The organism is Agrobacterium fabrum str. C58 (assembly GCF_000092025.1).
GTDB classification, from domain to species: Bacteria; Pseudomonadota; Alphaproteobacteria; order Rhizobiales; family Rhizobiaceae; genus Agrobacterium; species Agrobacterium fabrum.
This window is the reverse complement of record NC_003062.2, coordinates 2,749,283-2,771,552: the sequence shown is the minus strand read 5'-3', so window position 1 is coordinate 2,771,552 and position 22,270 is coordinate 2,749,283. Positions and strand designations below refer to the sequence as shown.

16 protein-coding genes are annotated in these 22,270 nt (G+C 58.8%); 7 read left to right on the top strand and 9 right to left on the bottom strand.

What is annotated here, in order from left to right:
• Window positions 1–28: 28 nt before the first annotated feature.
• The gene (locus tag ATU_RS13460) at window positions 29–4,786 is read right to left on the bottom strand and encodes an NAD-glutamate dehydrogenase (RefSeq protein ID WP_010972550.1); all 4,758 of its coding nucleotides are present in this window, start codon (window positions 4,784–4,786) and stop codon (window positions 29–31) included.
• A 541-nt stretch (window positions 4,787–5,327) separates the two neighbouring features.
• Between ATU_RS13460 and ATU_RS13455 the strand changes: the two genes are divergently transcribed.
• The gene (locus ATU_RS13455) at window positions 5,328–5,897 is read left to right on the top strand and encodes a CarD family transcriptional regulator (RefSeq protein ID WP_003505223.1); all 570 of its coding nucleotides are present in this window, start codon (window positions 5,328–5,330) and stop codon (window positions 5,895–5,897) included.
• Between the two features lie 72 nt (window positions 5,898–5,969).
• On the opposite strand, the gene ATU_RS13450 is transcribed toward ATU_RS13455, so the two are convergent.
• Window positions 5,970–6,473 (bottom strand): L,D-transpeptidase family protein, encoded by a 504-nt coding sequence (locus ATU_RS13450; protein WP_113519812.1) that lies wholly within the window; start codon window positions 6,471–6,473, stop codon window positions 5,970–5,972.
• A 183-nt stretch (window positions 6,474–6,656) separates the two neighbouring features.
• Between ATU_RS13450 and ATU_RS13445 the strand changes: the two genes are divergently transcribed.
• A complete protein-coding gene (locus tag ATU_RS13445) occupies window positions 6,657–7,340 on the top strand; it encodes a response regulator transcription factor (protein ID WP_003505216.1) in 684 nt (227 codons plus the stop codon).
• A gap of 139 nt (window positions 7,341–7,479) precedes the next feature.
• On the top strand, window positions 7,480–7,935 hold the full coding sequence (locus ATU_RS13440; protein ID WP_010972548.1) for a cyclic nucleotide-binding domain-containing protein: 456 nt from the start codon (window positions 7,480–7,482) through the stop codon (window positions 7,933–7,935).
• Window positions 7,936–7,950: 15 nt separating this feature from the next.
• Here ATU_RS13440 and ATU_RS13435 read toward each other — a convergent pair whose 3' ends face one another.
• From ATU_RS13435 to tesB, 6 genes are all read right to left on the bottom strand, one after another.
• Window positions 7,951–8,754 carry an exodeoxyribonuclease III gene (locus ATU_RS13435; protein WP_006310943.1) on the bottom strand — a complete coding sequence of 268 codons (804 nt, stop codon included), beginning with the start codon at window positions 8,752–8,754 and terminating at the stop codon, window positions 7,951–7,953.
• Window positions 8,755–8,914: 160 nt separating this feature from the next.
• Window positions 8,915–9,640 (bottom strand): outer membrane lipoprotein carrier protein LolA, encoded by a 726-nt coding sequence (locus tag ATU_RS13430; protein ID WP_046033604.1) that lies wholly within the window; start codon window positions 9,638–9,640, stop codon window positions 8,915–8,917.
• Window positions 9,641–9,688: 48 nt separating this feature from the next.
• Entirely contained in the window at window positions 9,689–12,355 is a 2,667-nt protein-coding gene (locus ATU_RS13425) for an FtsK/SpoIIIE family DNA translocase (RefSeq protein ID WP_035258088.1), read from the bottom strand.
• A 217-nt stretch (window positions 12,356–12,572) separates the two neighbouring features.
• On the bottom strand, window positions 12,573–13,922 hold the full coding sequence (locus ATU_RS13420; protein WP_006310939.1) for an ammonium transporter: 1,350 nt from the start codon (window positions 13,920–13,922) through the stop codon (window positions 12,573–12,575).
• Window positions 13,923–13,951: 29 nt separating this feature from the next.
• Entirely contained in the window at window positions 13,952–14,302 is a 351-nt protein-coding gene (locus tag ATU_RS13415) for a P-II family nitrogen regulator (RefSeq protein WP_004444057.1), read from the bottom strand.
• Window positions 14,303–14,515: 213 nt separating this feature from the next.
• Window positions 14,516–15,400, bottom strand: coding sequence for an acyl-CoA thioesterase II (tesB, locus tag ATU_RS13410; RefSeq protein WP_010972544.1), 885 nt, complete (start codon window positions 15,398–15,400; stop codon window positions 14,516–14,518).
• Here tesB and ATU_RS13405 point away from each other — a divergent pair.
• The 4 genes from ATU_RS13405 to fdxA all read left to right on the top strand — a co-directional run bounded on the left by ATU_RS13405 (window position 15,376) and on the right by fdxA (window position 21,165).
• Window positions 15,376–16,701 carry a ubiquinone biosynthesis hydroxylase gene (locus ATU_RS13405; RefSeq protein WP_410170820.1) on the top strand — a complete coding sequence of 442 codons (1,326 nt, stop codon included), beginning with the start codon at window positions 15,376–15,378 and terminating at the stop codon, window positions 16,699–16,701. The genes tesB and ATU_RS13405 overlap by 25 nt on opposite strands.
• Window positions 16,702–17,149: 448 nt before the next feature.
• Window positions 17,150–20,248 carry a helicase-related protein gene (locus ATU_RS13400; protein ID WP_010972542.1) on the top strand — a complete coding sequence of 1,033 codons (3,099 nt, stop codon included), beginning with the start codon at window positions 17,150–17,152 and terminating at the stop codon, window positions 20,246–20,248.
• 4 nt (window positions 20,249–20,252) lie between these two features.
• Window positions 20,253–20,669 (top strand): RNA-binding S4 domain-containing protein, encoded by a 417-nt coding sequence (locus tag ATU_RS13395; RefSeq protein WP_010972541.1) that lies wholly within the window; start codon window positions 20,253–20,255, stop codon window positions 20,667–20,669.
• Window positions 20,670–20,826: 157 nt separating this feature from the next.
• Window positions 20,827–21,165: a ferredoxin FdxA gene (gene fdxA / locus ATU_RS13390; protein WP_010972540.1), complete on the top strand. Its 339-nt coding sequence runs from the start codon at window positions 20,827–20,829 to the stop codon at window positions 21,163–21,165.
• Between the two features lie 64 nt (window positions 21,166–21,229).
• Here the strand turns inward: fdxA and holA are convergent, their stop codons facing one another.
• On the bottom strand, window positions 21,230–22,267 hold the full coding sequence (gene holA, locus ATU_RS13385) for a DNA polymerase III subunit delta (RefSeq protein WP_006310932.1): 1,038 nt from the start codon (window positions 22,265–22,267) through the stop codon (window positions 21,230–21,232).
• Between the last annotated feature and the right edge of the window lie 3 nt (window positions 22,268–22,270).

Below are 22,270 nucleotides of genomic sequence, written 5' to 3'. Positions count from 1 at the left end.
GGCCCGGATGACGTTTTTGAGATTCCGCTCAGCGTGCCTGAACAATATCGCCAAGCAGCCCCGCCGCCACGGTAAGGCGCGCGAGGTTGGTGTCGCCGCTTTCGCTGAGCGCGCCGAGCTCGGAGACGATGCGGTTGACGCGCACGCGGTCAGCCGCATACCAGGCCTGAACCGGGTCTTTTTCCTTCGCATACTCGGTGAGAGCCGAAATGACGATGCGGCGTCTTGATGAGGAAATCTGGTCCTGGCTGCGCAGGAGAGCCAGACTCTCATAATGATCCGCTGGTGTTATGCGCTGACTGGCATCCAGCAGACGCGCAACACGGAAGGTGGAGGACACGGTGGCGTAGCTTTCGGCGGCGCGGGCAAGCGTTGTGCCGGCACTTTCGGCAATGCGCATGATTTCAGGCACATAGACCAGTAATGAAAGCGTATCCAGCTCTTCCAGAAGGCCGGAGGGAACGCCATCGATTTCGGTCACGCCCAGCTCGCGGCGATATTTCGTTGCTGCCGGCGACAGCGTCTTGATCGCGGTTTTCAGACGCTCGATCTCGGTCGCCATGTCGCCCGCCGCCGCGCCCGCGCTTCCCGTTTGCAGGTAAAGCCTGCTTGCATCGGAGAAGATGCGGGTGATCGTTGCATAAAGCCCATTCTGGACTTGGCCGCCGACCTTGCCGTCAAGTGCATCGACCTCTGTCCAAAGTCGCTTGAGACCGAAACCATCTTCAACAATGACTGCCGCTTTCACGACGTCTGCCGCCAATAGTCCGCTCGCATCGGCGAGTTTCTGCACGAAGCCCGGGCCACCACGATTGACGACGGCATTGGCGAGCGCGGTTGCGACGATCTCACGGTGCAGGCGATGCGCCTTGATATCATTAGCATAGTTCTTCTGCATCTTGGCCGGGAAATAGTCGAGCAGCAGATGCTGGAGATAGGGCTCATCCGGAAGTGGGCTTGCCACCAGCGCATCGAACAGTGTCAGCTTGGCATAGGAGAGAAGTACACCAATTTCCGGCCGGGTCAGCGGCTTGCCGGAGGCATACCTCTCGCTGAACTCGGCATTGTTCGGCAGGGTTTCCACCTTGCGGTTCAACTGCCCTGTTGCCTCCAGCGCACCCATCAGGCGGCCGAGCTCCTCACGGTTCGCCAGCCCCAGCCGCTCCGTCAGCGAGATCGCGAGCGATTGCTGGTAGTTGTTGCGCAGCACCAGCTGCGCCACATCAGGCGTCATGGAAGCGAGAAGCTGGTTGCGTTTCGGCATCGTCAGGCGGCCGCTATTGACGGCGGAAGCGAGTGCGATCTTGATGTTCACCTCGACGTCGGAGGAGTTGACGCCTGCCGAATTGTCGATGGCGTCGGAGTTGCAACGTCCGCCCGCAAGCGCATAGGCAATGCGGCCCTTCTGGGTGATACCGAGATTGGCGCCTTCGCCGATGACCTTGGCGCGCAGCTCCGTGGCGTTGACGCGGATCGGGTCGTTTGCCCTGTCACCCACCTCGGCATTGGTTTCCACCGCCGCCTTGATGTAGGTGCCGATGCCGCCGAACCAGAGGAGATCGGTCGGCGCCTTCAGAATGGCGGTCATGATCTCGAAGGGTGTGGCGACAGACTTGTCGAGGCCGATGGCGGCCACGGCTTCCGGCGTCAACGTTACCGATTTTTCGGAACGCGAGATGATCATCGCGCCGGCCGAGAGGGTCGAGCGATCATAATCCTGCCAGCTGGAACGCGGCAGTTCGAAAAGCCGCTTGCGTTCGGCAAAGGATTTGTCGGTATCCGGGTCTGGATCGATGAAGATATCGCGGTGATCAAAGGCCGCGATCAGCCTGATCTTTTCCGACAGCAGCATGCCATTGCCGAAAACGTCGCCGGACATGTCGCCCACACCGGCCACGGTGAATGGCGTGGTCTGGATATCGGTATCCATTTCACGGAAATGGCGCTTTACCGTTTCCCATGCGCCACGGGCGGTGATGCCCATCTTCTTGTGGTCATAACCGGCGGAACCACCCGATGCGAAGGCATCGTCCAGCCAGAAACCGGCTTCATGGGCAAGACCGTTCGCCGTATCGGAGAAGGTGGCCGTTCCCTTGTCGGCGGCAACGACGAAATAGGGGTCGTCGCCATCCAGCCTCAGTGTATCGGCCGGCGGCACGATGGCGTCGTCAACGATATTGTCGGTGATCGAGAGCAGGGTGCGGATGTAGGTCTTGTAGGCCTCGCGACCGGCATTAAAGACCTCGTCGCGGGAGCCGCCGGCGGGCAGGTTCTTCGGGAAGAAGCCGCCCTTGGCACCGACAGGCACGATGACCGCGTTCTTCACCTGCTGAGCCTTGACGAGGCCGAGAACTTCGGTGCGGTAGTCCTGGCCACGATCCGACCAGCGCAGACCGCCGCGCGCCACCTTGCCGAAGCGCAGATGCACGCCTTCGACCTCGGTGCCGTAAACGAAGATTTCGCGGAAGGGGCGGGGATCGGGCAGGCCATCCAGGTGTTTCGGATCGAACTTGAATGCCAGGAGGTCACGCGGGGTGCCGTCGGCATTCTTCTGGAAGTAGTTGGTGCGCAGCGTCGCATCGATGGCGTTGACGTAGCGCCGCAGCGTGCGGTCCTCATCGAGATTGGGGACGCCGCTCAGGGCCGCTTCAATCGCCTTGTGAATCTCTGCGAGTTTCTTCACCCGCTTCTTTTCTTCGATAGACGGATCGAAGCCAGCCTTGAATAGCGCGAAAATATTCCGGGAAATGTCAGGATATTTATAGAGCGTTTCGGAAATATGCTCCTGCGAATAAACGATGCCGGTCTGGCGCAGATAACGGGCATAGGCACGCAGCACGGAGACTTCGCGCACGTTCAGGCCGCAGGCAAGGATCAGGCGGTTGAAGTTGTCATTGTCCACCTTGCCGGAGAAGGCGGCAAGGAAGGCTTCCTCGAGTTTCGGTCCGTAGTGCGGGAGATCGAGCGTCGTGCCGGCAGCGACTGACAGTTCCATGTCATGCAGCACGATGTCGCGCTTTTCGCCTTCGGAAACGACACCGATATCGAATGTGCGTTCGCTGATGACGTTGAAGCCGAGATTCTCGAGCAGAGGTACGCGGCGTGAAAGCGGCAGGTGGCCGTCACGGTGGAAAATCTTCAGTGACAGCGTGTCGTCCGACTGGCCTTCCTGCTGGTAGAATTCAATGCGGACCGGCTCGCCATTGGCGGCCGCCAGAATGTCCGGCATGTCGCCGATCGCTTCTTCGGGCGTGAAGGCTTCCTGATAGGCCTGATCGACGTCCAGTACCGGCGCGCCCGGTTCGGAAAGGGCGACGAAATGGTCTATCCAGCGTGCCGCAATATCACTGACGGCATCTTCCAGCTTGTCCTGGGCGATGCGCGGCGTCTTGCCTTCCGTGCGGCCGACGATGAAGTGGACGCGGGCGACTGCGCCTTCGGGGAAGGCGGGATAATAGGCAGAGATATGCCCGTCATAAACCCGGCTCAGATAATCGCCGATCTTCTCGCGCACGTAAGAATTATATTCCTCACGCGGCACGAAGATGATGGCGGAGACGAAGCGGTCGAAACGGTCGATACGTGCGAGCACCCGCACGCGCGGACGGTCGCTCAGTTCCATGATCTGCTCGATGAAGCGGATCAGAAGGTCGGTCTCGATCTGGAAGAGATCGTCACGCGGATAGGCTTCCAGCGTGTTTTGCAGGATACGGCCGGAATGGCTGTTGGGGTCGAAGCCAAAATGGCGCTCGACGTCGGCGACCTTGGCGCGCAGCAGCGGTATCTGCTTGACCGAGCGCGTATAGGCAGTGGCGGTGAAAAGGCCGACGATGCGCAATTCGCCGATGACATTGCCGTCCTCGTCAAAGCGCTTGATACCGATGTAATCCATATAGGCGCGGCGGTGCACGATTGACTTCACATTGGCCTTGGTGACGATGAGGAAATCCGGACCGTCGAGGAAGGCGAGAATTTCAGGGGTTGTCGTCACCGCATTCTTGCCGAGACGCAGAACGCGCACATCCGGGTCGCTGAGGCTGCCGAGACCGACGCCATCACCGCGTTCGATCTTCGCGTTCTTTCCCTTGCCGGAATAGGTGTAGTCGCGCATGCCGAGGAAGGTGAAATTGTCGTTGCGGAGCCAGTTGAGGAATTCGACGGCTTCGGTACGTTCTGTCTTGCGCCGCGACGAGCCACGCTTCGACAATTCGTCCAGCGCTTCATCGAGCTTCGTCAGCATTGGGCGCCAGTCGCGATAGGCGGATTGCACCTGCGTCAGCACAAAGCGCAGCCGCTCTTCCAGCGCCGAGGCGGCCTGCGGCGTCAGCGGCGCGATATGCAGCTGGATAAGGCTGATATTCTCAGCGGGATCGTCCTCGGGCTCGGCGAGGCGGTAACCCTGCGCTTCGTCATCGCGAACGAGGATGGGGTGCACGGCGAGGTAAAGGCCGCGATAGCTGCTGGTGACTTCGCCCATCACGGAATCGTAAAGGAAGGGCATGTTGCGGCCGATAATCGTCAGAACCGTGACCGGAATATCCCGCGGCGAAACGCCTTCCACCGTGGTGATGCTAATGTGGGGCGCATCCCCGGTCCAGTGCGAAAGCGCCTCGAAACTGTGAGCCGCACTCGCTGCCAACATCTCCGCGGAATAATATTCTATATCGTCGGCACTTGCCCTTCCATAAAGAATACCTGGATCAAGAAATTGGACATTTTCGGCAATTGCCTGCTGGCGCGCTTTTTCGATCTGTTTTTCGCGTTTTGGATTGTTTCTGTAGCCCATTTGACGTGGATTCCTCCAAAAATCACACTTTAATATAAAAAAGCACCGCCAATTTACGGATTTTGCCTTTTCAGTCGAATCGGATATTGGCGTGGAATTACGAAGAGTTTAAGAGGCTTTCGTGTTTCTTCAGTCGGTAAGTGAAATTTTTTTGCTTCTTTTGCCATGAGGGTCTGTCGCGAAGCATTTTACAGTATTTTAGCGGCTAAATTTTAGGCGGTTCTAGAGCTGCCATGTGATGTTGCGGCCACGGTCGAAGCAAATTATTGATTTGCACCTATTTTTGTGGTACACCAACGATACTGATCCACAGCGTGGCATTTGTGTGCCCAAAAACACCACGAAAGCAACACCTCTTTTGCACGCGGTTTCCGTGACATATCGAGCGTTTACGTTATCGAACCCCGTAAGACGGGTAGGTGTTTTTTTGCGTGCACGGCTGGACCAGTGCGGAGTCACCTGACGGTTCCCCCGTCTCATCAGGGCCTGACCGACCCAACCCCGGCATCCCCGGGTATGTAACAGGGAGTTTTTAGAACGAATGACGACCCAGCAGAAGAAATCTCCAGCACATCACGGCTTTAAAACCGGTGAAGCGATTGTGTATCCCGCTCATGGTGTCGGTACCATTTCTGCCATCGAGGAACAAGAAGTCGCCGGCATGAAGCTTGAGCTTTTTGTCATCGATTTCGAAAAAGACAAGATGCGTCTTAAGGTTCCCGTCGCCAAAGCCGTCAGCATCGGCATGCGCAAGCTTTCCGAAGGCGATTTTGTCGAGCGGGCGCTGAAAGTGGTGCAGGGCAAGGCGCGTGTGAAGCGGACCATGTGGTCGCGCCGCGCGCAGGAATATGATGCGAAGATCAATTCCGGCGATCTCATTGCGATTGCGGAAGTCGTACGCGATCTCTACCGTGCTGAAAACCAGCCGGAGCAGTCCTATTCCGAGCGTCAGCTTTACGAAGCTGCTCTCGACCGCATGGCGCGCGAAATCGCCGCCGTCAACAAGATGTCCGAAACCGAGGCTGTCCGCCTGGTGGAAGTCAACCTTGCCAAGGGCCCCAAGCGTGGCAAGACCGTTGAAGAGGATGATTCTCAGGACGAAGCCGCTTAATCACGGCCTTTTCCTTCTAAAAAAACCCGCCTTGATGGCGGGTTTTTTGTTGCTTGCCTCGCTGCATGCACATCACAGGATACGGATTTTCGTTCCCTTGCGCATATGGGGCAGGATGCGCCTGATGTCGCGGGGGTGGAGGGCAACGCAGCCCGCGGTCGGCTCGTATCCCGGCCGGATCAGATGCATGAAGATCGCCGAGCCGCGGTTGCGGCTTCTCGAGGTTACGTTCCAGTCCAGCACGAGACAGATGTCATAGAGGCTGTCCTTGCGCATCATTTCTTCATGGCTTGGCGTGAAGGGTGCCTTGACCAGCCTGTTGTAATTGGGATTGCGGGGCTCGTCGCACCACAGCATGGACTTTGACGTCCGTTGCATCGGCAATGCCGTTGCAGTGGCGGACATGCGATCGCCACGATAAAATCCGTGCAGCAGGCGGGTGACGGAAATCGGTGATTTCCCGTCTCCCTCGCGTTTCAGCACGGTGCGGCCATTACGCCCGATGGCGGCGGGAAAGGTGAGATGCCCAAGTTGGACGATCGCCCGGCTGATTTTCATGGGAGCCGGCCGAACCATGAGCGTCGACACGCGTTTACGTTGTTCCGTGGGGCGTTTGCTCATGTTTTTCACGAGATTTTGCTTTGCAGGTTATTTAACGTGAAGTCATAGCACTTCATCATGTGATGGCAATGGGTTGACCTTTTACCGGCAAATCGCTGAATTGGCTGACGATTAAAGTAAGAAAGGCTGAGAATCCGAATGACGGCTCGCACTATCCTTCTGGTGGACGATGACGACGATCTTCGGGAGACGCTGACCGAGCAATTATCTCCCTATGAGGAATTCTCGCTGTTGAGCGGCGCAAACGCCGCGCAGGCGATGCAGACTGCCAAAACCGCCCAGGTCGATCTTCTGATCATGGATGTAGGCCTTCCTGATATGGATGGCCGCGAAGCGGTGAAGCTGTTGCGCAAGGGTGGCTTCAAGGCACCGATAATCATGCTCACCGGGCACGACACCGATTCCGATACGATTCTGGGGCTGGAAGCAGGCGCAAACGACTACGTGACGAAGCCGTTCCGCTTCGCCGTGCTTCTGGCGCGCATCCGGGCGCAACTGCGCCAGTATGAACAGAGTGAGGACGCGGTTTTCACCGTCGGTCCTTATCAGTTCAAGCCCAGCCAGAAGCTGCTGACGACCGAAGACGGCAAGAAAATCCGTCTCACGGAAAAGGAAGCGGCGATCATCCGTTATCTCTATCGCGCCGGCAGCACGGTGGTAACGCGCGATGTTCTGCTGGAAGAGGTCTGGGGTTACAATTCCGGCGTCACCACGCATACGCTCGAAACGCATGTCTATCGTTTGCGCCAGAAGATCGAACGGGATCCTTCCAACGCCGAAATCCTGGTGACCGAGAACGGTGGTTACAAGATCGTTCCTTGAGACCGGGCTCGTTCATAGCCGCAAAGCTCACGCCGCGCCTCCTGAAAGGATGCGCGGCGTTTCAACGTCTTGTATTTTGACGACCGATATTGGAAAACCGCTATAGTGATGCAGGCGGCTTTCCGGAGTAGTGATCGACATGGCCTTGACGGACGATATTATTCTGCTGGGGCAAGTGCCGTTATTTGCGGGGTTCAGCGACGATCAGTTGCGGCTTATCGCCTTCGGTGCGGAACGCCGCCGTGTATCGGCCGGGCAGATATTGTTCCGGGAACATTCGCCGGCTGAATGCGCCTTTGCCGTGACATCGGGGCATTTCGAACTGTTCACCGCCGGGCGGGATGGCAAACCCCTGTTGCAGGCGACGCCCGGCAAGGGTGCGCTGCTTTCGGAGCTCGCGCTTTTCACCCTTTGTGAAAGAAAGTTTACTGCCGTTGCAGTGGAAGATTCCGAAGTCATCCGGATAACGCGCATCCTCTTTCACCGGCTGGTGGAGGAGTTTCCTGAGGTCGCCGATATCGTGTCGGCGCGTATTCGCGACAATATTGCGGCGCTGGCGGCGGGTGCAGCCCGTTTGCAGAACCGCTTCGTCTGAAGCCGGCTCTAGCGTTCAGAAGCGGAAATGAGCCGTGACGGGGACGTGGTCCGATGGCCGGTTCCAGCCGCGGGCTTCACGCAATATCTCGATTTTTTCAAGCGAGGAACCGAGGTCCTGTGAGGACCAGATATGGTCGAGACGGCGGCCGCGGTTAGCGGCTTCCCAATCCTTGGCGCGGTAGCTCCACCACGTATAGATCTTTTCCGTCTCCGGCACGTTCAGGCGCATCAGATCGAGCCAGTTGCCCTTCTTCATGATATCCAGCATGCCTTCGGTTTCGACAGGCGTGTGGCTGACGATCTTCAGAAGCTGCTTGTGCGACCAGACGTCATTTTCAAGCGGTGCAATGTTGAGATCGCCGACGAGAATGGAGGAGGTCCCGGGCACGCCATCGGCGCGCAGTGCCTTCATTTCCTCGATGAAATCGAGCTTGTGGCCGAATTTCGGATTGATCGACCGATCCGGCTCGTCGCCGCCAGCCGGAACGTAGAAATTATGCAGCCGCACGCGGCGCGATCCGACCTGGAAAATCGCGGAAATATGCCTGGCATCGCCGATGCCGCAATAATCCTGCCGGTGGTCTTCGGTCAGCGGGATTTTCGAAGCGATCGCCACACCATGATAGCCTTTTTGACCATGGATGATGACGTGCTCGTAACCGAGTGCTTTTAGCGGTTTCATCGGAAACTCGCCATTCGGGCATTTCGTTTCCTGCAGGCAGAGAATGTCGGGTTTGTAACGCACCAGAAACTGCTCAACGATTGGCATTCTGAGCCTGACCGAGTTGATGTTCCAGGTGGTTATCGAAAACGACATGCATGGGCTCCGTTTCTATCGCCTCGAGGTAGAGCCTCAAGGTATGGTTTCGGGGCGCAGGCTTATAACATCGCGATGAAAACGGGAATGTATTTTAGCGGCAAAATAAAAAAGGCGACCTGAGAGCCGCCTTTTAAAGAGCTTGTATGGGCGAGCAGCGTCAGCCGCGCTTGCGCACTTCCTCATAATTGATGTTGAAGACACGTTCATCGAGGTTCACGCCCGTCTGGACGTTGAAGATCATGACTGTCGTGTCCTTGTTCTGGGCGTCGGTCGTCGTCCATTGCCTCAGATCGAAAGTTTTCGGATCGAACATCAGGGTAATGGTCGAATCGCCGAACACGCTCTTGTCGCCGAGGACAATGGTGGTCAGGTCGGATTCTTCCTTCACATCCCGGACCTTCTGGTTGCCGAGATCGATCTTGTCGGAGAGAAGCAGGCTGAGCGGGGTCTTCGACAGCGGATAGAGATCCCATGTCTTCAGCTTCATGTTGCCGATGACGACATTCTTGCCATCGGAGATGACGCGCATGGGCGAGGGGTCTTCGTAATTGAAGCGAAGCTTGCCGGGCCGTTCAATGTAGAACTTGCCGCCGGTCTGTTCCCCGCGCGGGCCGAACTGCACGAATTCGCCCATCATGGTTTTGACCGAAGAGAAGTGATTGGCGATTTTCTGCGCGGTTGCGCCATTGCCGGCTGCTTGGGCAAATGCGTTAAGCGGCGACAGGCCGGCGATCACCGCAGCCATGGAAAATGCCGTCAGCACCCCACGCCGCGTCACGCCATTTTGCGTAGTGCTTGCATTGGCCGTTTCGCCGGTGGTCAGATCGTTCATTCTGTTCTCCTTCATCGCAGCGATTGTCCGCATAAAAGGCGGCGGCTTCATGACGTGAAAGCGTGTAGTAACGCTTCGCAGCCCCGCTTGGTTGCGGATTTATCGCTCGATGATGTCTGCTTCTGTCGGTACGAGAATTTCGCGTTTTCCGGCATGGTTGGCGGGGCCGATAATGCCCTCCTGCTCCATGCGCTCGATTAGCGATGCGGCGCGGTTGTAACCGATGCCGAGACGGCGCTGCACATAGGACGTGGAGGCTTTTCCATCGCGAAGAACGACGGCCACGGCCTGATCGTAGGGGTCTTCGGAATCGGAGAAGTTGCCAGCGCCAGCCGGACCGCTGCCAGCGCCGTCTTCGTCTTCTTCTTCGGTGATCGCTTCCAGATATTCCGGCGACCCTTGCGTCTTCAGGTAGGCGACGATTTCTTCAACTTCATTGTCGGACACGAAGGGACCGTGCACGCGCTGGATGCGTCCGCCGCCCGCCATATAGAGCATGTCACCCATGCCGAGCAGCTGTTCGGCGCCCTGCTCGCCAAGGATCGTGCGGCTGTCGATCTTCGAGGTGACCTGGAACGAGATACGGGTCGGGAAGTTGGCCTTGATCGTGCCGGTGATGACGTCGACGGACGGGCGCTGGGTGGCCATGATGACGTGGATGCCGGCGGCACGCGCCATCTGCGCCAGGCGCTGCACCGCGCCTTCAATGTCCTTGCCGGCCACCATCATCAGGTCGGCCATTTCGTCGATGATGACGACGATATAGGGCAGGGGCTTCAGATCGAATTCTTCCGTCTCGTACATCGCTTCGCCGGTCTGGCGGTCGAAGCCGGTCTGCACGGTGCGGGTGAGGATTTCGCCCTTGTCCAGCGCCTGCTGCACGCGGCTGTTGAAGCCGTCAATGTTGCGCACGCCGATCTTCGACATCTTCTTGTAGCGCTCTTCCATCTCGCGCACGGTCCATTTCAGGGCCACAACGGCCTTTTTCGGATCGGTGACAACGGGGGAAAGCAGATGCGGAATGCCGTCATAAATCGACAGTTCCAGCATTTTCGGGTCGATCATGATCAGGCGGCACTGTTCCGGCGACATGCGGTAAATAAGCGACAGGATCATCGTGTTGATGGCGACGGACTTGCCCGAACCCGTGGTGCCGGCGACCAGAAGATGCGGCATCTTGGCGAGATCGGCGATCACAGGTTCGCCACCGATGGTCTTGCCGAGCGCCATGGCGAGCTTGGCCTTGCTGTTTTCGAAATCGCGGCTGCCGACCAGTTCCCGCAGGAACACGGTCTCACGCGTCTGGTTCGGCAGTTCGATGCCGATGGCATTGCGGCCGGGAACGACGGCGACGCGGGCGGCGATCGCGCTCATGGAGCGGGCAATATCGTCTGCAAGGCCGATGACGCGTGAAGACTTGATGCCGGGCGCGGGCTCCAGTTCGTAAAGTGTCACCACCGGGCCGGGGCGGACGTGGATGATCTCACCCTTGACGCCGAAATCCTCGAGGACGCCTTCCAGAAGGCGGGCATTCTGTTCGAGCACTTCTTCGCTGAGCGTGTTGTCGCGCACGACATTCTTCGGTTCGGCCAGAAGATGGACGGTGGGCAGCTGAAAACCATCGGCGGCGATGAAAGACGCCTGGGCCTCTCTTGCCACGCGCTCGCTTGGCTTGGGACGGGCGGAAGGCGCGGTTATTCTGGGCTGTCCACGTCCCGGGGCCTGCCGGGGAGTGAATTTATCGTCGGATTCGTCGTCGGAAAGAATGCCGTTCGGCAGCCGGCGTCCGTCCGCGTCGAAAGGCGGCTCGTCATCCGCGTTGTTGTCATGATCGAGCGCAATGGAGGGAGGCGACATTTGCCGGCGCGAGGCGGCGCGTTCTTCGAAAGAGGGTTCCGAGCGCTGGTCGAGACGATTGATCGCCGTCTTCAGGCGAGAGGGTTCGTTCAGGGTACCGAATTCATATTCGTTGAAATCATAGGGATGTTCGAATTCGGTGTGCAGCGATTTCGACTTCAGGCCGAACAGGCGGCGCAAGCGCGCCTGGGTGATGTACCAGTAATGCGCAATAGCGCCAAAGGCGAGCATGTTGGCGAAGAAGCCTTCGCCATCGTCCTCATCATCCTCTTCGGCTTCACGGGCAGCGCGGGCCTTGCTGGTGGCGACGGGCACAGCTTCCTCCCGCTCCAGCTCGTCGTCCAGACCGCCGACGATACCGGCGGCAAACAGCATGAGCCAGGCAGCGGGCGCCGCGAATATGACGCCGAGTATCGTGGCGATGGTGCCGGTGGGGTAAGCGCCGATGAAAAGTGCCGGGAAGCGCAGGATCATGTCACCAATGACGCCGCCGATGCCGTTCGGCAGGGGCCATGTGACGGGTGCCGGAAAACAGCCGAGAGAGGCGGCGCAGACGATGGCGCCCGCAACCCATGCGACGAGGCGGGCGGGTATGCGATTGAACTTGCGGCCGGCGATGAGCGCGATCGCCCAGGCGATGATGGGCAGGAATGCAATGATTGCGGAAAGACCGAGGAACTGCATCACGATATCGGCAAAGATCGCGCCGCTGTAACCCAGAAGATTGGTGGGCTGGTTCCCCGTGGCATAAGAGAGGCTCGGATCCGCGACATTCCATGTGGCCAGTGCAGCAATGCCGAGCGCAATCGTCGCCAAAAGAGCAAAACCGGCGAGAGCCATGATCTGACGCACGAAAAACGCCGTCAACACGAAGCGCGTGTGACGACCATCGAATGTCGGAGAATGCATTCTGCCCATGTCCCTGAACCCGTTGTTTTGTGGTTTCGGCAAGATCCGGCAGGGTGACCTGATCCCGGATTGACAGGGAAAACTAACCGCTCGCTGGTTAATGTCGTGTTAACCATGCGGCTTTTTGAGGCCGAGCGCGGATTTACGGCAAAGAAAAAGGCCCGCCGGAGCGGGCCTTCTTGCGGGAGAGGGGATGGAGAACCCCTTTTCCCTGATATCAGGAGTGGTAAGCGGCTTCGCCGTGGGTCGCGAGGTCGAGACCTTCGCGTTCGGCTTCGACCGGAACCCGAAGACCAACGATCACGTCGACGATCTTGTAGAGGATAGCCGAAACGACCGCGCACCAGACGATGGTGATGGCGACGGCAACGAACTGGGTCCAGAGCTGCGAGGAGATGGAGAAATCGGCCTTGCCGGTGCCGCCAAGCAGCGGCGAGGTGAAGATGCCGGTGCCGAGGGCGCCAATGATGCCACCGATGCCGTGGACGCCGAAGACGTCGGCAGTATCGTCATAACCGAACTTGTTCTTCACCACGGAGACGAAGAAGTAGCAGATCGGCGAAACGATGAGACCGAGAACGATCGCACCCATCGGGCCGACGGAGCCGGCAGCAGGCGTGACGGCAACGAGGCCGGCGATCATGCCCGAAGCAGCACCCAGCATGGAAGCCTTGCCGCGGGTGAAGCTCTCAACCAGCGACCAGGAAACGATGGCCGCAGCAGTGGCGAGGAAGGTGTTCATGGTTGCGAGAACCGCACCGCCCGATGCCTCGAGGTTGGAGCCGGCGTTAAAGCCGAACCAGCCGAACCACAGCATGGCGGCGCCAACCAGCGTCAGCGTCATGGAGTGGGGAGCCATCATGTCCTTGCCGAAGCCGGTGCGTTTGCCAACCATGATAGCGCCGATCAGGCCAGCGATACCGGCATTGATGTGAACGACGGTGCCGCCGGCGAAGTCGAGAGCGCCCATGCCGAAGATCAGGCCGTTCGCGTCCCAGACCATGTGCGCGATCGGGAAATAAACGAAGGTGGCCCAGAGGATGGTGAAAAGGATAACGGCGGAGAACTTCACGCGTTCTGCAAAAGCACCGATGATCAGCGCCGGCGTGATGGCCGCAAAAGTCATCTGGAAGGCGATGAAGGTGTATTCGTAGATCACGACACCCTGCGAGAAGGTGGCAGACGTGCTGTCAAGCGAAACGCCCGACAGGAACAGCTTGCCGAAGCCGCCGAAATAAGGACCGGTGCCGCCGCCGAAGGCGAAGGAGTAACCGTAGATGACCCACACCAGCATCATGACTGCGCCGATGACCGTGCACTGCATGAGAACGGAGAGCATGTTCTTGGTGCGGACCAGACCGCCGTAAAACAGCGCCAGACCAGGAATGATCATGAACAGCACGAGGATCGTTGCGATATACATGAAGGCGGTATCGGCTTTTTCCGGAACAGGAGCCGCTGCCGCTACTGCTGGCGCTGCATCCTGGGCAAAGGCGATGGCCGGGGCCATCAGGGCCGTTGCTGCGGCGCCCAGCTTGCCGAGCGTCAAAAACTTGTTGAGTTGCATAGTTGGAAAACTCCCCTGTCAGCCGTGCTTTAAAGCGCTTCTGTGTTGGTTTCGCCGGTACGAATGCGCACGGCCTGTTCGATAGAGTAGACAAAGATCTTGCCGTCACCGATCTGCCCGGTCTTTGCCGCAGACGCGATCGCCTCGACGGCCTTGTCGACGACGTCGGATGGAACTGCGATCTCGATCTTCAGCTTGGGAAGGAAGCTCACCGCGTATTCCGTGCCGCGATAGATCTCGGTATGCCCCTTCTGACGTCCGTAACCCTTCACCTCGGTCACGGTCAGGCCCTGGATGCCGACGCCGGTGAGTGCTTCGCGCACCTCATCCAGCTTGAACGGCTTGATAATGGCCATCACAATTTTCATCTGGTTTCCCATCCTTTGTTTGTCCTCGGCATGGAGCCGACTCTCCTTGCCGCTGGCAGATCAGTAACAGCGACTGCGGACATACATTCAAAGGGCGTGCCAGTTTTGGTACAGGGGCGTAATTTATTGAAATATAAAGATTATATGACGGGCGTCTGAAAAAGGGGCATTTGTCGCCCAAAAAAGCGTCTATAAAATGTGCGATTTTTTAAAAAAGCGTATTATTTAATCATTTGCCCTTTTGCGGATCAAACCCTCCTGCGCAACGGAGGCGACGAGTTCACCCTGCCTGGTGAAAATATTGCCACGGGTGAGCCCCCGTGCGCCGGACGCGCTGGGGCTGTCCTGGGTGTAGAGCAGCCAGTCATCCAGCCGGCAGGGGCGGTGGAACCACATGGCGTGGTCGAGACTCGCCACCTGAATGGATGGATCGAAGATCGTCGTTCCATGGGCATAAAGCGAGGTGTCGAGCAGCGTCATGTCCGAGAGGTAGGCGAGAATGGCCGATTGCAGACGCGGATCAGCAGGCACCTCGCCGACGGCGCGAACCCAGATATCCTGCTGCGGCTCCAGCTTTTCCTTCGAGATGTAATGGGTCAGCGAAACCGGCCTTATCTCGATCGGCCGCTTGTTGCTCCAGTATTTACGGATCGATGCGGGCGCCTTGGCGAGGAAGGCCGCCTGCATCTGCTCCTCGCTCATCAGTTTTTCAGGCGGCGTCACATCAGGCATCTTGATCTGATGGTCGAAGCCGTCCTCCAAGATCTGAAATGACGCCGACATGGAAAAAATCGCCTTGCCGTGCTGGATGGCGACCACGCGGCGGGTGCAGAAGCTTGCGCCGTCGCGGATGCGCTCCACCTGGTAGACGATAGGCACCAGCGGATCGCCGGGGCGCATGAAATAAGCATGCAGCGAATGCACGAAACGGTCGTCATCCACGGTTCTTTGCGCGGCAATCAGGGCCTGTGCGATGACCTGGCCGCCAAAAACCCGCTGCCAGCCGATCTGCGGGCTTTCGCCCCGATAGAGGTTCTCTTCCAGCTTCTCGAGATCGAGCGTGGCAATGAGATTGACCATCGGGTCTGACGTTTGCGAAGGATGCGACATTTTTTCGGCCTGCTCCGGCTGTAGGAAGACGTCACATGGTCTATAGTGTGCCGATGATGTGTGCACAAGATTTGAGGAGAAGCGCGATGCTCGACGTGGTAGTTGCAGGTGGCGGATATGTGGGTCTTTCCGCTGCTGTTGCGATCAAGCAGGCGGCTCCGCACCTCAATGTACAGGTGATTGAAGCCGCCCCTGATGATGTCTGGAAAAAGGATGTCCGGGCTTCCGCCGTCATTGCGGCGGCCACGCGCATGCTCGATGTTTTCGGCATATGGAACGAGATCGAGCCTGAGGCGCAGCCGATCCACAAGATGGTCGTCACCGATTCGAAGACCGCTGATCCCGTCCGCCCTGTCTTTCTGACCTTTGACGGCGCTGTGGAGGAGGGCAGGCCTTTTGCCCATATGGTGCCCAATGTTGCGATGGTGAGTGCACTGCGTGGCCTTTGCGAGCGTATTGGCATTAAAATCCGCCATGGTATCAGTGTTTCCGGTTTTACTGCGGGGCCGCAATCGACAGCGATCACCCTTTCCGACGGTACATCGCTGGAAGCGCGGTTGCTCATTGCCTGCGACGGTGTTCGCTCGGCTCTGCGGGATATGGCCGGTATCAAGACGGTGCATTGGGCCTATGACCAGTCCGGTATCGTCACGACCGTCGAGCACGAACGGCCGCATGAGGGCTGCGCGGAAGAGCATTTCCTGCCCTCCGGCCCCTTTGCCGTCCTGCCGTTGAAGGGAAACCGCTCCTCGCTTGTCTGGACCGAGCGCACCGCTGATGCCGTCAGGCTGGTCGCTTCCGACGATCTTGTCTTCGAGGAAGAGCTGGAGCGCCGGTTCGGCCACAAGCTCGGGCCCGTCCGTCCGGTCGGTCCGCGACGCGCCTTTCCGCTGGGCCTGACGCTGGCGCGCTCCTTCGTCGCGCCGCGGTTTGCGCTTGCAGGTGACGCGGCGCACGGCATTCATCCGATTTCCGGACAGGGCCTCAATCTCGGCTTCAAGGATGTGGCGGCGCTTGCCGAAACCGTGGTCGAGGCCGACCGTCTCGGCCTCGATATCGGCTCTCTCAACGTTCTCGAGCGGTATCAGTCCTGGCGGCGTTTCGACACGTTGCGGATGGGTGTGACGACGGATGTGCTGAACCGGCTTTTCTCCAACGATGTCGGCCCCATCCGCGTCATGCGCGATTTCGGTCTGGGAGTGGTCGATCGGTTGCCGGGTCTCAAGTCCTATTTCATCGGTCAGGCCGCCGGTACGACGGATGCAAATGCGCCGCGCCTTCTTGCCGGCGAGGCGCTTTGACTGGGACCCTTCGCTAAGGGTGAATAGCGCCACCCGCAATCGTCGCTTGACAGGCCACTACGGTATTTTCCGGGAATGGAAAGCTGAATCCGGGCAAGGACTTACCCGGATTCACAATCTGGTATGGGGCATCAATTTTCCAACCAGATATTGCGGAGAACAAAAACGGAATCAGGGCGAGTCAGCGATTCGTATTCGATTCGTTCGCAGACTGTTCCGCAACCGAATCGATTCCATCTTCGCCGGATTCTTTTTGAACCATCAAGTCGCTGAATCTGAACGGATAATTCACCAGAGAAGCCCTCCTCCGCTACTTTGCGGATGAGGCCTATTGCCTTTGTCGGCGCGCATTGCCATGTGTGGTGGGTGCGGCCCGCATCCGGTGATGCCGGGCGGCACGGCAAGCAGATGAAGTCGATTCGCGGATGCTACGTTGAATTTTCGCCCCATGATCCTGAGCGGCCGCGGTGTCACGGCCGTTCTCGGCCCCACCAATACCGGCAAGACCCATTACGCGATCGAGCGAATGGTGGCGCATGGCAACGGTGTCATCGGCCTCCCACTGCGCCTTCTGGCGCGGGAGGTCTATACCCGTCTGGTTGAAAAGGTGGGGGCGCCGAATGTGGCGCTGATAACCGGCGAAGAAAAAATCTCACCGCCCAAAGCCAAATATTCCGTCTGCACCGTGGAAGCCATGCCGCGCGAGACGACCGCCGCCTTCGTCGCGATCGACGAGGTGCAGCTGGCCGGCGATCTTGAGCGTGGCCATATCTTCACCGACCGGGTGCTGCATCTGCGCGGGCGGGAGGAAACGCTGCTTCTGGGTGCCGGCACGATGCGCCCGATCCTCGAAAAGCTGCTGCCGGGAATAACCGTGGTCGAGCGGCCGCGCCTGTCGCAGCTTTTTTATGCGGGCCAGAAGAAGATAACCCGCCTGCCACAACGTACGGCGATCGTCGCCTTTTCGGCGGAAGAGGTCTATGCCATTGCCGAGTTGGTGCGGCGCCAGCGCGGTGGCGCCGCCGTTGTAATGGGTGCGCTTTCGCCGCGCACGCGCAATGCGCAGGTGGGGCTCTACCAGTCGGGCGATGTGGAATATCTTGTCGCGACGGATGCCATCGGCATGGGTCTCAACCTCGATGTCGATCACGTCGCCTTCGCGCAGGACCGCAAATTCGACGGTTACCAGTTCCGCAACCTCAATCCGGGTGAAATCGGCCAGATTGCCGGCCGCGCCGGCCGTCATCTTCGCGATGGCACATTCGGTGTGACGGGGCGTGTCGATCCGTTCGATGACGAATTGGTCGAGCGGATCGAAACCCATCAGTTTGATGCGGTGAAGGTGCTGCAGTGGCGGACGAAAAACTTCGATTTTTCCTCCATTGCCAATCTGCGCCTGAGCCTTGATGCCGCGCCGACGATCCAGGGGCTTTCGCGCGCCCTGCCGGCGATCGACCAGCAGGCGCTGGAATATCTGTCGCGTTATCCTGAGATCATCGACGTAACGACAACGGATGCGCGGGTGGAAAAACTCTGGGAGGCCTGCGCGCTGCCCGATTATCGCCGCATCGCCCCCGCACAGCATGCCGATCTGATCTCCACGCTCTATTTCGATCTGGTCAAACGCGGGACCGTGAACGAAGATTTCATGGCCGAACAGGTGCGCCGTGCTGACCGAACAGATGGAGAGATCGATACCTTGTCTGCAAGGATTGCGCAGATCAGAACATGGACTTATGTATCGAACCGCCCAGGATGGCTTGCCGATCCGACACACTGGCAAGAAAAGACGCGGGAAATCGAGGATCGATTGTCCGATGCGCTACATGAAAGGTTGACGAAACGCTTTGTTGATCGCAGGACATCTGTGCTCATGAGGCGCCTGAGAGAGAATGCGATGCTTGAAGCTGAAATCAGTGTAAATGGTGATGTCTTCGTAGAAGGACATCACGTCGGCCAATTGGCCGGATTCCGGTTCACGCCGGTATCGGGAATGGAAGGGCCGGATCAGAAGGCCGTGCAGGCTGCGTCGCAGAAGGCGCTGGCGCTCGAGTATGAGGCGCGCGCTGCGCGTCTGCATGCCAGCGGCAACGGCGATCTCGCTTTGAGTTCCGATGGTCTGGTTCGCTGGCTTGGCGAACCGGTTGCCCGCCTCGCGGCAGGCGATAACATCATGAAGCCGCGGGTAATCCTGCTGGCCGACGAGCAGTTGAGCGGCAATGCCCGCGATCATGCGCTGGCGCGCGTCGAACGTTTCGTCAATCATCAGATTGCGACCGTGCTGAAGCCGCTCGACGATATTTCGCGCGCCGAAGACCTTCAGGGTCTCGCAAAGGGACTGGCGTTCCAGCTGGTCGAAAATCTGGGCGTGCTGTTCCGCCGCGACGTCACCGAAGACGTGAAGTCGCTGGATCAGGATGCGCGCGCCTCCATGCGCCGCTACGGCGTGCGTTTTGGCGCTTATCATGTCTTCCTGCCCGCGCTTCTGAAGCCCGCTCCGGCGGAGCTCGTGACGCTGCTCTGGGCGCTGAAGAACGATGGTCTTGGCAAGCCGGGTTACGGCGATCTCATTCCGGTGCTGGCCGCCGGCCGCACCTCGGTCGTGACGGATGCGAGCTTCGAGCGGATGTTCTACAAGCTCGCCGGTTTCCGTTTCCTCGGAAAGCGCGCCGTGCGTATCGACATTCTGGAGCGTCTGGCCGATCTGATCCGTCCACTGCTGCAGTGGAAGCCCGGTCAGCAGCCGCGCCCGGAAGGCGCTTATGATGGCCGCCGTTTCACGACGACGACCGCCATGCTTTCCATCCTCGGTGCAACGCTCGACGACATGGAAGAAATCCTCAAGGGCCTCGGTTACCGAGCTGATCAGGTTACGGCGGAAGAGGCGCAGGCCTTCCTCGCCAGCCAGGCCGGTGCTGCCGCTCCTGTTGCCGCAGAAGCGGTGACGGGCGAAGAGGAAAACGCTGAGACCGAACAGGACGAGCCGGCTTCCGAACAACAGGAAACCGAAACGGCGGTTGTTGCTGAAGGCGACGCTTCCGAGGCACCTGTCGCGGAAGCCGTCGGTGAAGAGGTTGCCGCAGGTGAGGCCGCGTCTGCCGAAGGCGCTGAGCTTTCGGAGCCGAAGCCTGTTCTTCTGTGGCGTCCGGGTGGTCGCAACGAAAATCAGCGCGGCGAAAACCGTCGTCCCGGCCATCGCGGTCAGGCTCGTGACGGCGCACGCGAGCAGGGCGAGCGTCGCGGCGAAGGCCGTCGCGACAATCGTGACGGTGCAAACCGCGACAATAATCGCGACGGTGCGAATCGCGAAGCAGCCAATCGCGGTAGCGATGGCGAGCGCAAGCGTGACGGCGGTCGCCCCGATCGCGGAAACAACCGCAACAATGATCGCGGGGAGCGCAAGGACCGGCCGGAGCGCAACGACCGTGGCGGAAAAACGCAGGGTCAGCAGCGCTTCGAAGCCAAGCCACCGCGCAAGGAGAAGCCGATGGATCCGGATTCGCCCTTCGCAAAGCTCGCTGCGCTCAAGGAGCAGCTGAAGAAGTAAGCCCATGGGAAGCAACGAACAGCCACTGGAAAGCACGCGTCAGCGTCTGGACAAGTGGCTGTTCTTTGCTCGCATGGCAAAATCGCGGTCGCTGGCCCAGAGTTACATCCAGTCAGGCCATGTAAAGGTCAACGGCGCTACCATCCGCCAGCCCAGCCACATGCTGAAGGCGGGGGACAGACTGGACATCGGCTTTGAGCGGATGGACAAGGTACTCGTCGTCAAATCCGGTGGAGCACGGCGCGGACCCTATGAGGAAGCCCGGCTTCTCTATGACGATCAGACGCCACAACGGGAGCCGTCCGACAGGCTGACCCCTCTCGAGCAGGCGCTGCGCGAGTCTGGTAGTGGGCGTCCGACGAAAAAAGAGCGCAGGGCGCTCGACAGGTTTCTGTCTGACAGCGACGGAAGCAAAGAATAGAATAAACCTCCAGGTCTGCCCCGTTTTTCAGAATTGTTATCCTTGCTATCTGCTGGCAAAGGCATTACGTCACTTGCGAAATTGCCCTGTCTGAATTCCGGGCGACGGCTTGTGTTCCGAAGCCCAAAGACCCGGCCTGCATATTCTGGAGTTCATCATGACATATGTCGTGACCGACAATTGCATCCGCTGCAAATATACCGATTGCGTTGAGGTCTGCCCTGTCGACTGCTTTTACGAGGGTGAAAATTTCCTCGCTATCAATCCCGATGAGTGCATCGATTGTGGTGTGTGCGAGCCGGAATGTCCTGCTGAGGCCATCAAGCCCGATACGGAGCCGGGTCTCGACAAGTGGTTGAAGATCAATACCGAATATGCGGCAATCTGGCCGAATATCACCATCAAGCGCGATCCGATGCCGGAAGCCAAGGAAATGGACGGGGTCGAAGGTAAGCTGGAGCTCTATTTCTCTGCTGAGCCCGGCAAGGGCGACTGAACCAGAACGTTTCTGGATCAAAATTCGAAAAGCCCTCGTTGCATCAGCACGAGGGCTTTTTTGTTTATCCACCGCGACCGGACTGAAGCGTGGTCGACAGCAATGTTAGAAGAGCCACGCTTTCCTCCAGGCTTTGCCGCTGGCGGCTTTGCAGGATGGCTGCCTGCAGACGGTTCATCTCACGGGCAATCGCCGCTGGCTGCCACGTCCGCAGCGCTCTTTCGATGATCGGTTTCCGGCGAAAATGGATATGGCGTCCGAGTGTCTGCATGACCTGGCCGGCCTGCTGCTTTTTCTCATCCATCTCGGCGCGCATCTGGTCGAGCAGCTGGAATTGCTTGAGGCATCCCTGGAGGACAAGGAAGATCGGCGTTTTCGATGAAATGATCTTCTGGGTGGCGTGGAAAAAGGCGTTCCTGTCGCCTTTCAGGATGGCGTCGACGGCATCGTCGGCCGAAACCGTGCTGGCATCGCCGATGATGGCCAGAATATCATCTTCCTCGATCACGTCGGCCCCGAGGCAATAGAGCGCCAGCTTGCGGATTTCGTTGCGCGAGGCGATACGGTCGCCGCCGAGCTGCTCGATCAGCCTTTGTCGTGCAGCCGGTGCAATGCGCAGATTATTGGCGGAGAGTTCCTGATCTATCAATGCGTTTAAGGAGCGCGCATCGTCCGCATAACAGGGGATTGCCGCGATGGAGCGCGCCGGCTCCGCTATCTTACGCAGCCCCGTGCCCTTTTTGATGTCGCCCGCTTCGATGATCAGGAAACTTGCTTCCGGCGGTGTGTCTGCCAGAATCTGAAGCGCATCCACCAGCGCCTTTTCAGCGGAGGCGCTTTTGACCCACACAAGTTTTTCGCCACCAAAAAGGCCGATGGCGTTCACTTCATCAAGCAGGCGACCGGGGTCGCCCTGCAGATCGGATGCGGTCAGTTTTAGCGATGCGAAAGCGTCATCGGGATCGATGCCGGTCTTCTTGGCGATGAGGCCTGCCCGCTCCGATACAAGACCACGATCCGGTCCATAGAGCACAAAAACGCGAAAGCGCTCCGCCGGATTTTCGGCGAAGCGCTCGAACTCATGGGACTTTATCTCCGCCACGGC

Bases quoted from the DNA above. Each gene is read 5' to 3' on its own strand.
- ATU_RS13435 (WP_006310943.1), bottom strand. From the start codon at position 8,754: ATGTCGTTTTCGATAACCACCTGGAACATCAACTCGGTCAGGCTCAGA.
- ATU_RS13430 (WP_046033604.1), bottom strand. From the start codon at position 9,640: ATGAAGCCGCCGCCTTTTATGCGGACAATCGCTGCGATGAAGGAGAAC.
- ATU_RS13460 (WP_010972550.1), bottom strand. From the start codon at position 4,786: ATGGGCTACAGAAACAATCCAAAACGCGAAAAACAGATCGAAAAAGCG.
- ATU_RS13425 (WP_035258088.1), bottom strand. From the start codon at position 12,355: ATGCATTCTCCGACATTCGATGGTCGTCACACGCGCTTCGTGTTGACG.
- ATU_RS13445 (WP_003505216.1), top strand. From the start codon at position 6,657: ATGACGGCTCGCACTATCCTTCTGGTGGACGATGACGACGATCTTCGG.
- ATU_RS13420 (WP_006310939.1), bottom strand. From the start codon at position 13,922: ATGCAACTCAACAAGTTTTTGACGCTCGGCAAGCTGGGCGCCGCAGCA.
- ATU_RS13440 (WP_010972548.1), top strand. From the start codon at position 7,480: ATGGCCTTGACGGACGATATTATTCTGCTGGGGCAAGTGCCGTTATTT.
- tesB (WP_010972544.1), bottom strand. From the start codon at position 15,400: ATGTCGCATCCTTCGCAAACGTCAGACCCGATGGTCAATCTCATTGCC.
- ATU_RS13400 (WP_010972542.1), top strand. From the start codon at position 17,150: ATGATCCTGAGCGGCCGCGGTGTCACGGCCGTTCTCGGCCCCACCAAT.
- ATU_RS13455 (WP_003505223.1), top strand. From the start codon at position 5,328: ATGACGACCCAGCAGAAGAAATCTCCAGCACATCACGGCTTTAAAACC.
- ATU_RS13415 (WP_004444057.1), bottom strand. From the start codon at position 14,302: ATGGGAAACCAGATGAAAATTGTGATGGCCATTATCAAGCCGTTCAAG.
- ATU_RS13395 (WP_010972541.1), top strand. From the start codon at position 20,253: ATGGGAAGCAACGAACAGCCACTGGAAAGCACGCGTCAGCGTCTGGAC.
- ATU_RS13450 (WP_113519812.1), bottom strand. From the start codon at position 6,473: ATGGTTCGGCCGGCTCCCATGAAAATCAGCCGGGCGATCGTCCAACTT.
- fdxA (WP_010972540.1), top strand. From the start codon at position 20,827: ATGACATATGTCGTGACCGACAATTGCATCCGCTGCAAATATACCGAT.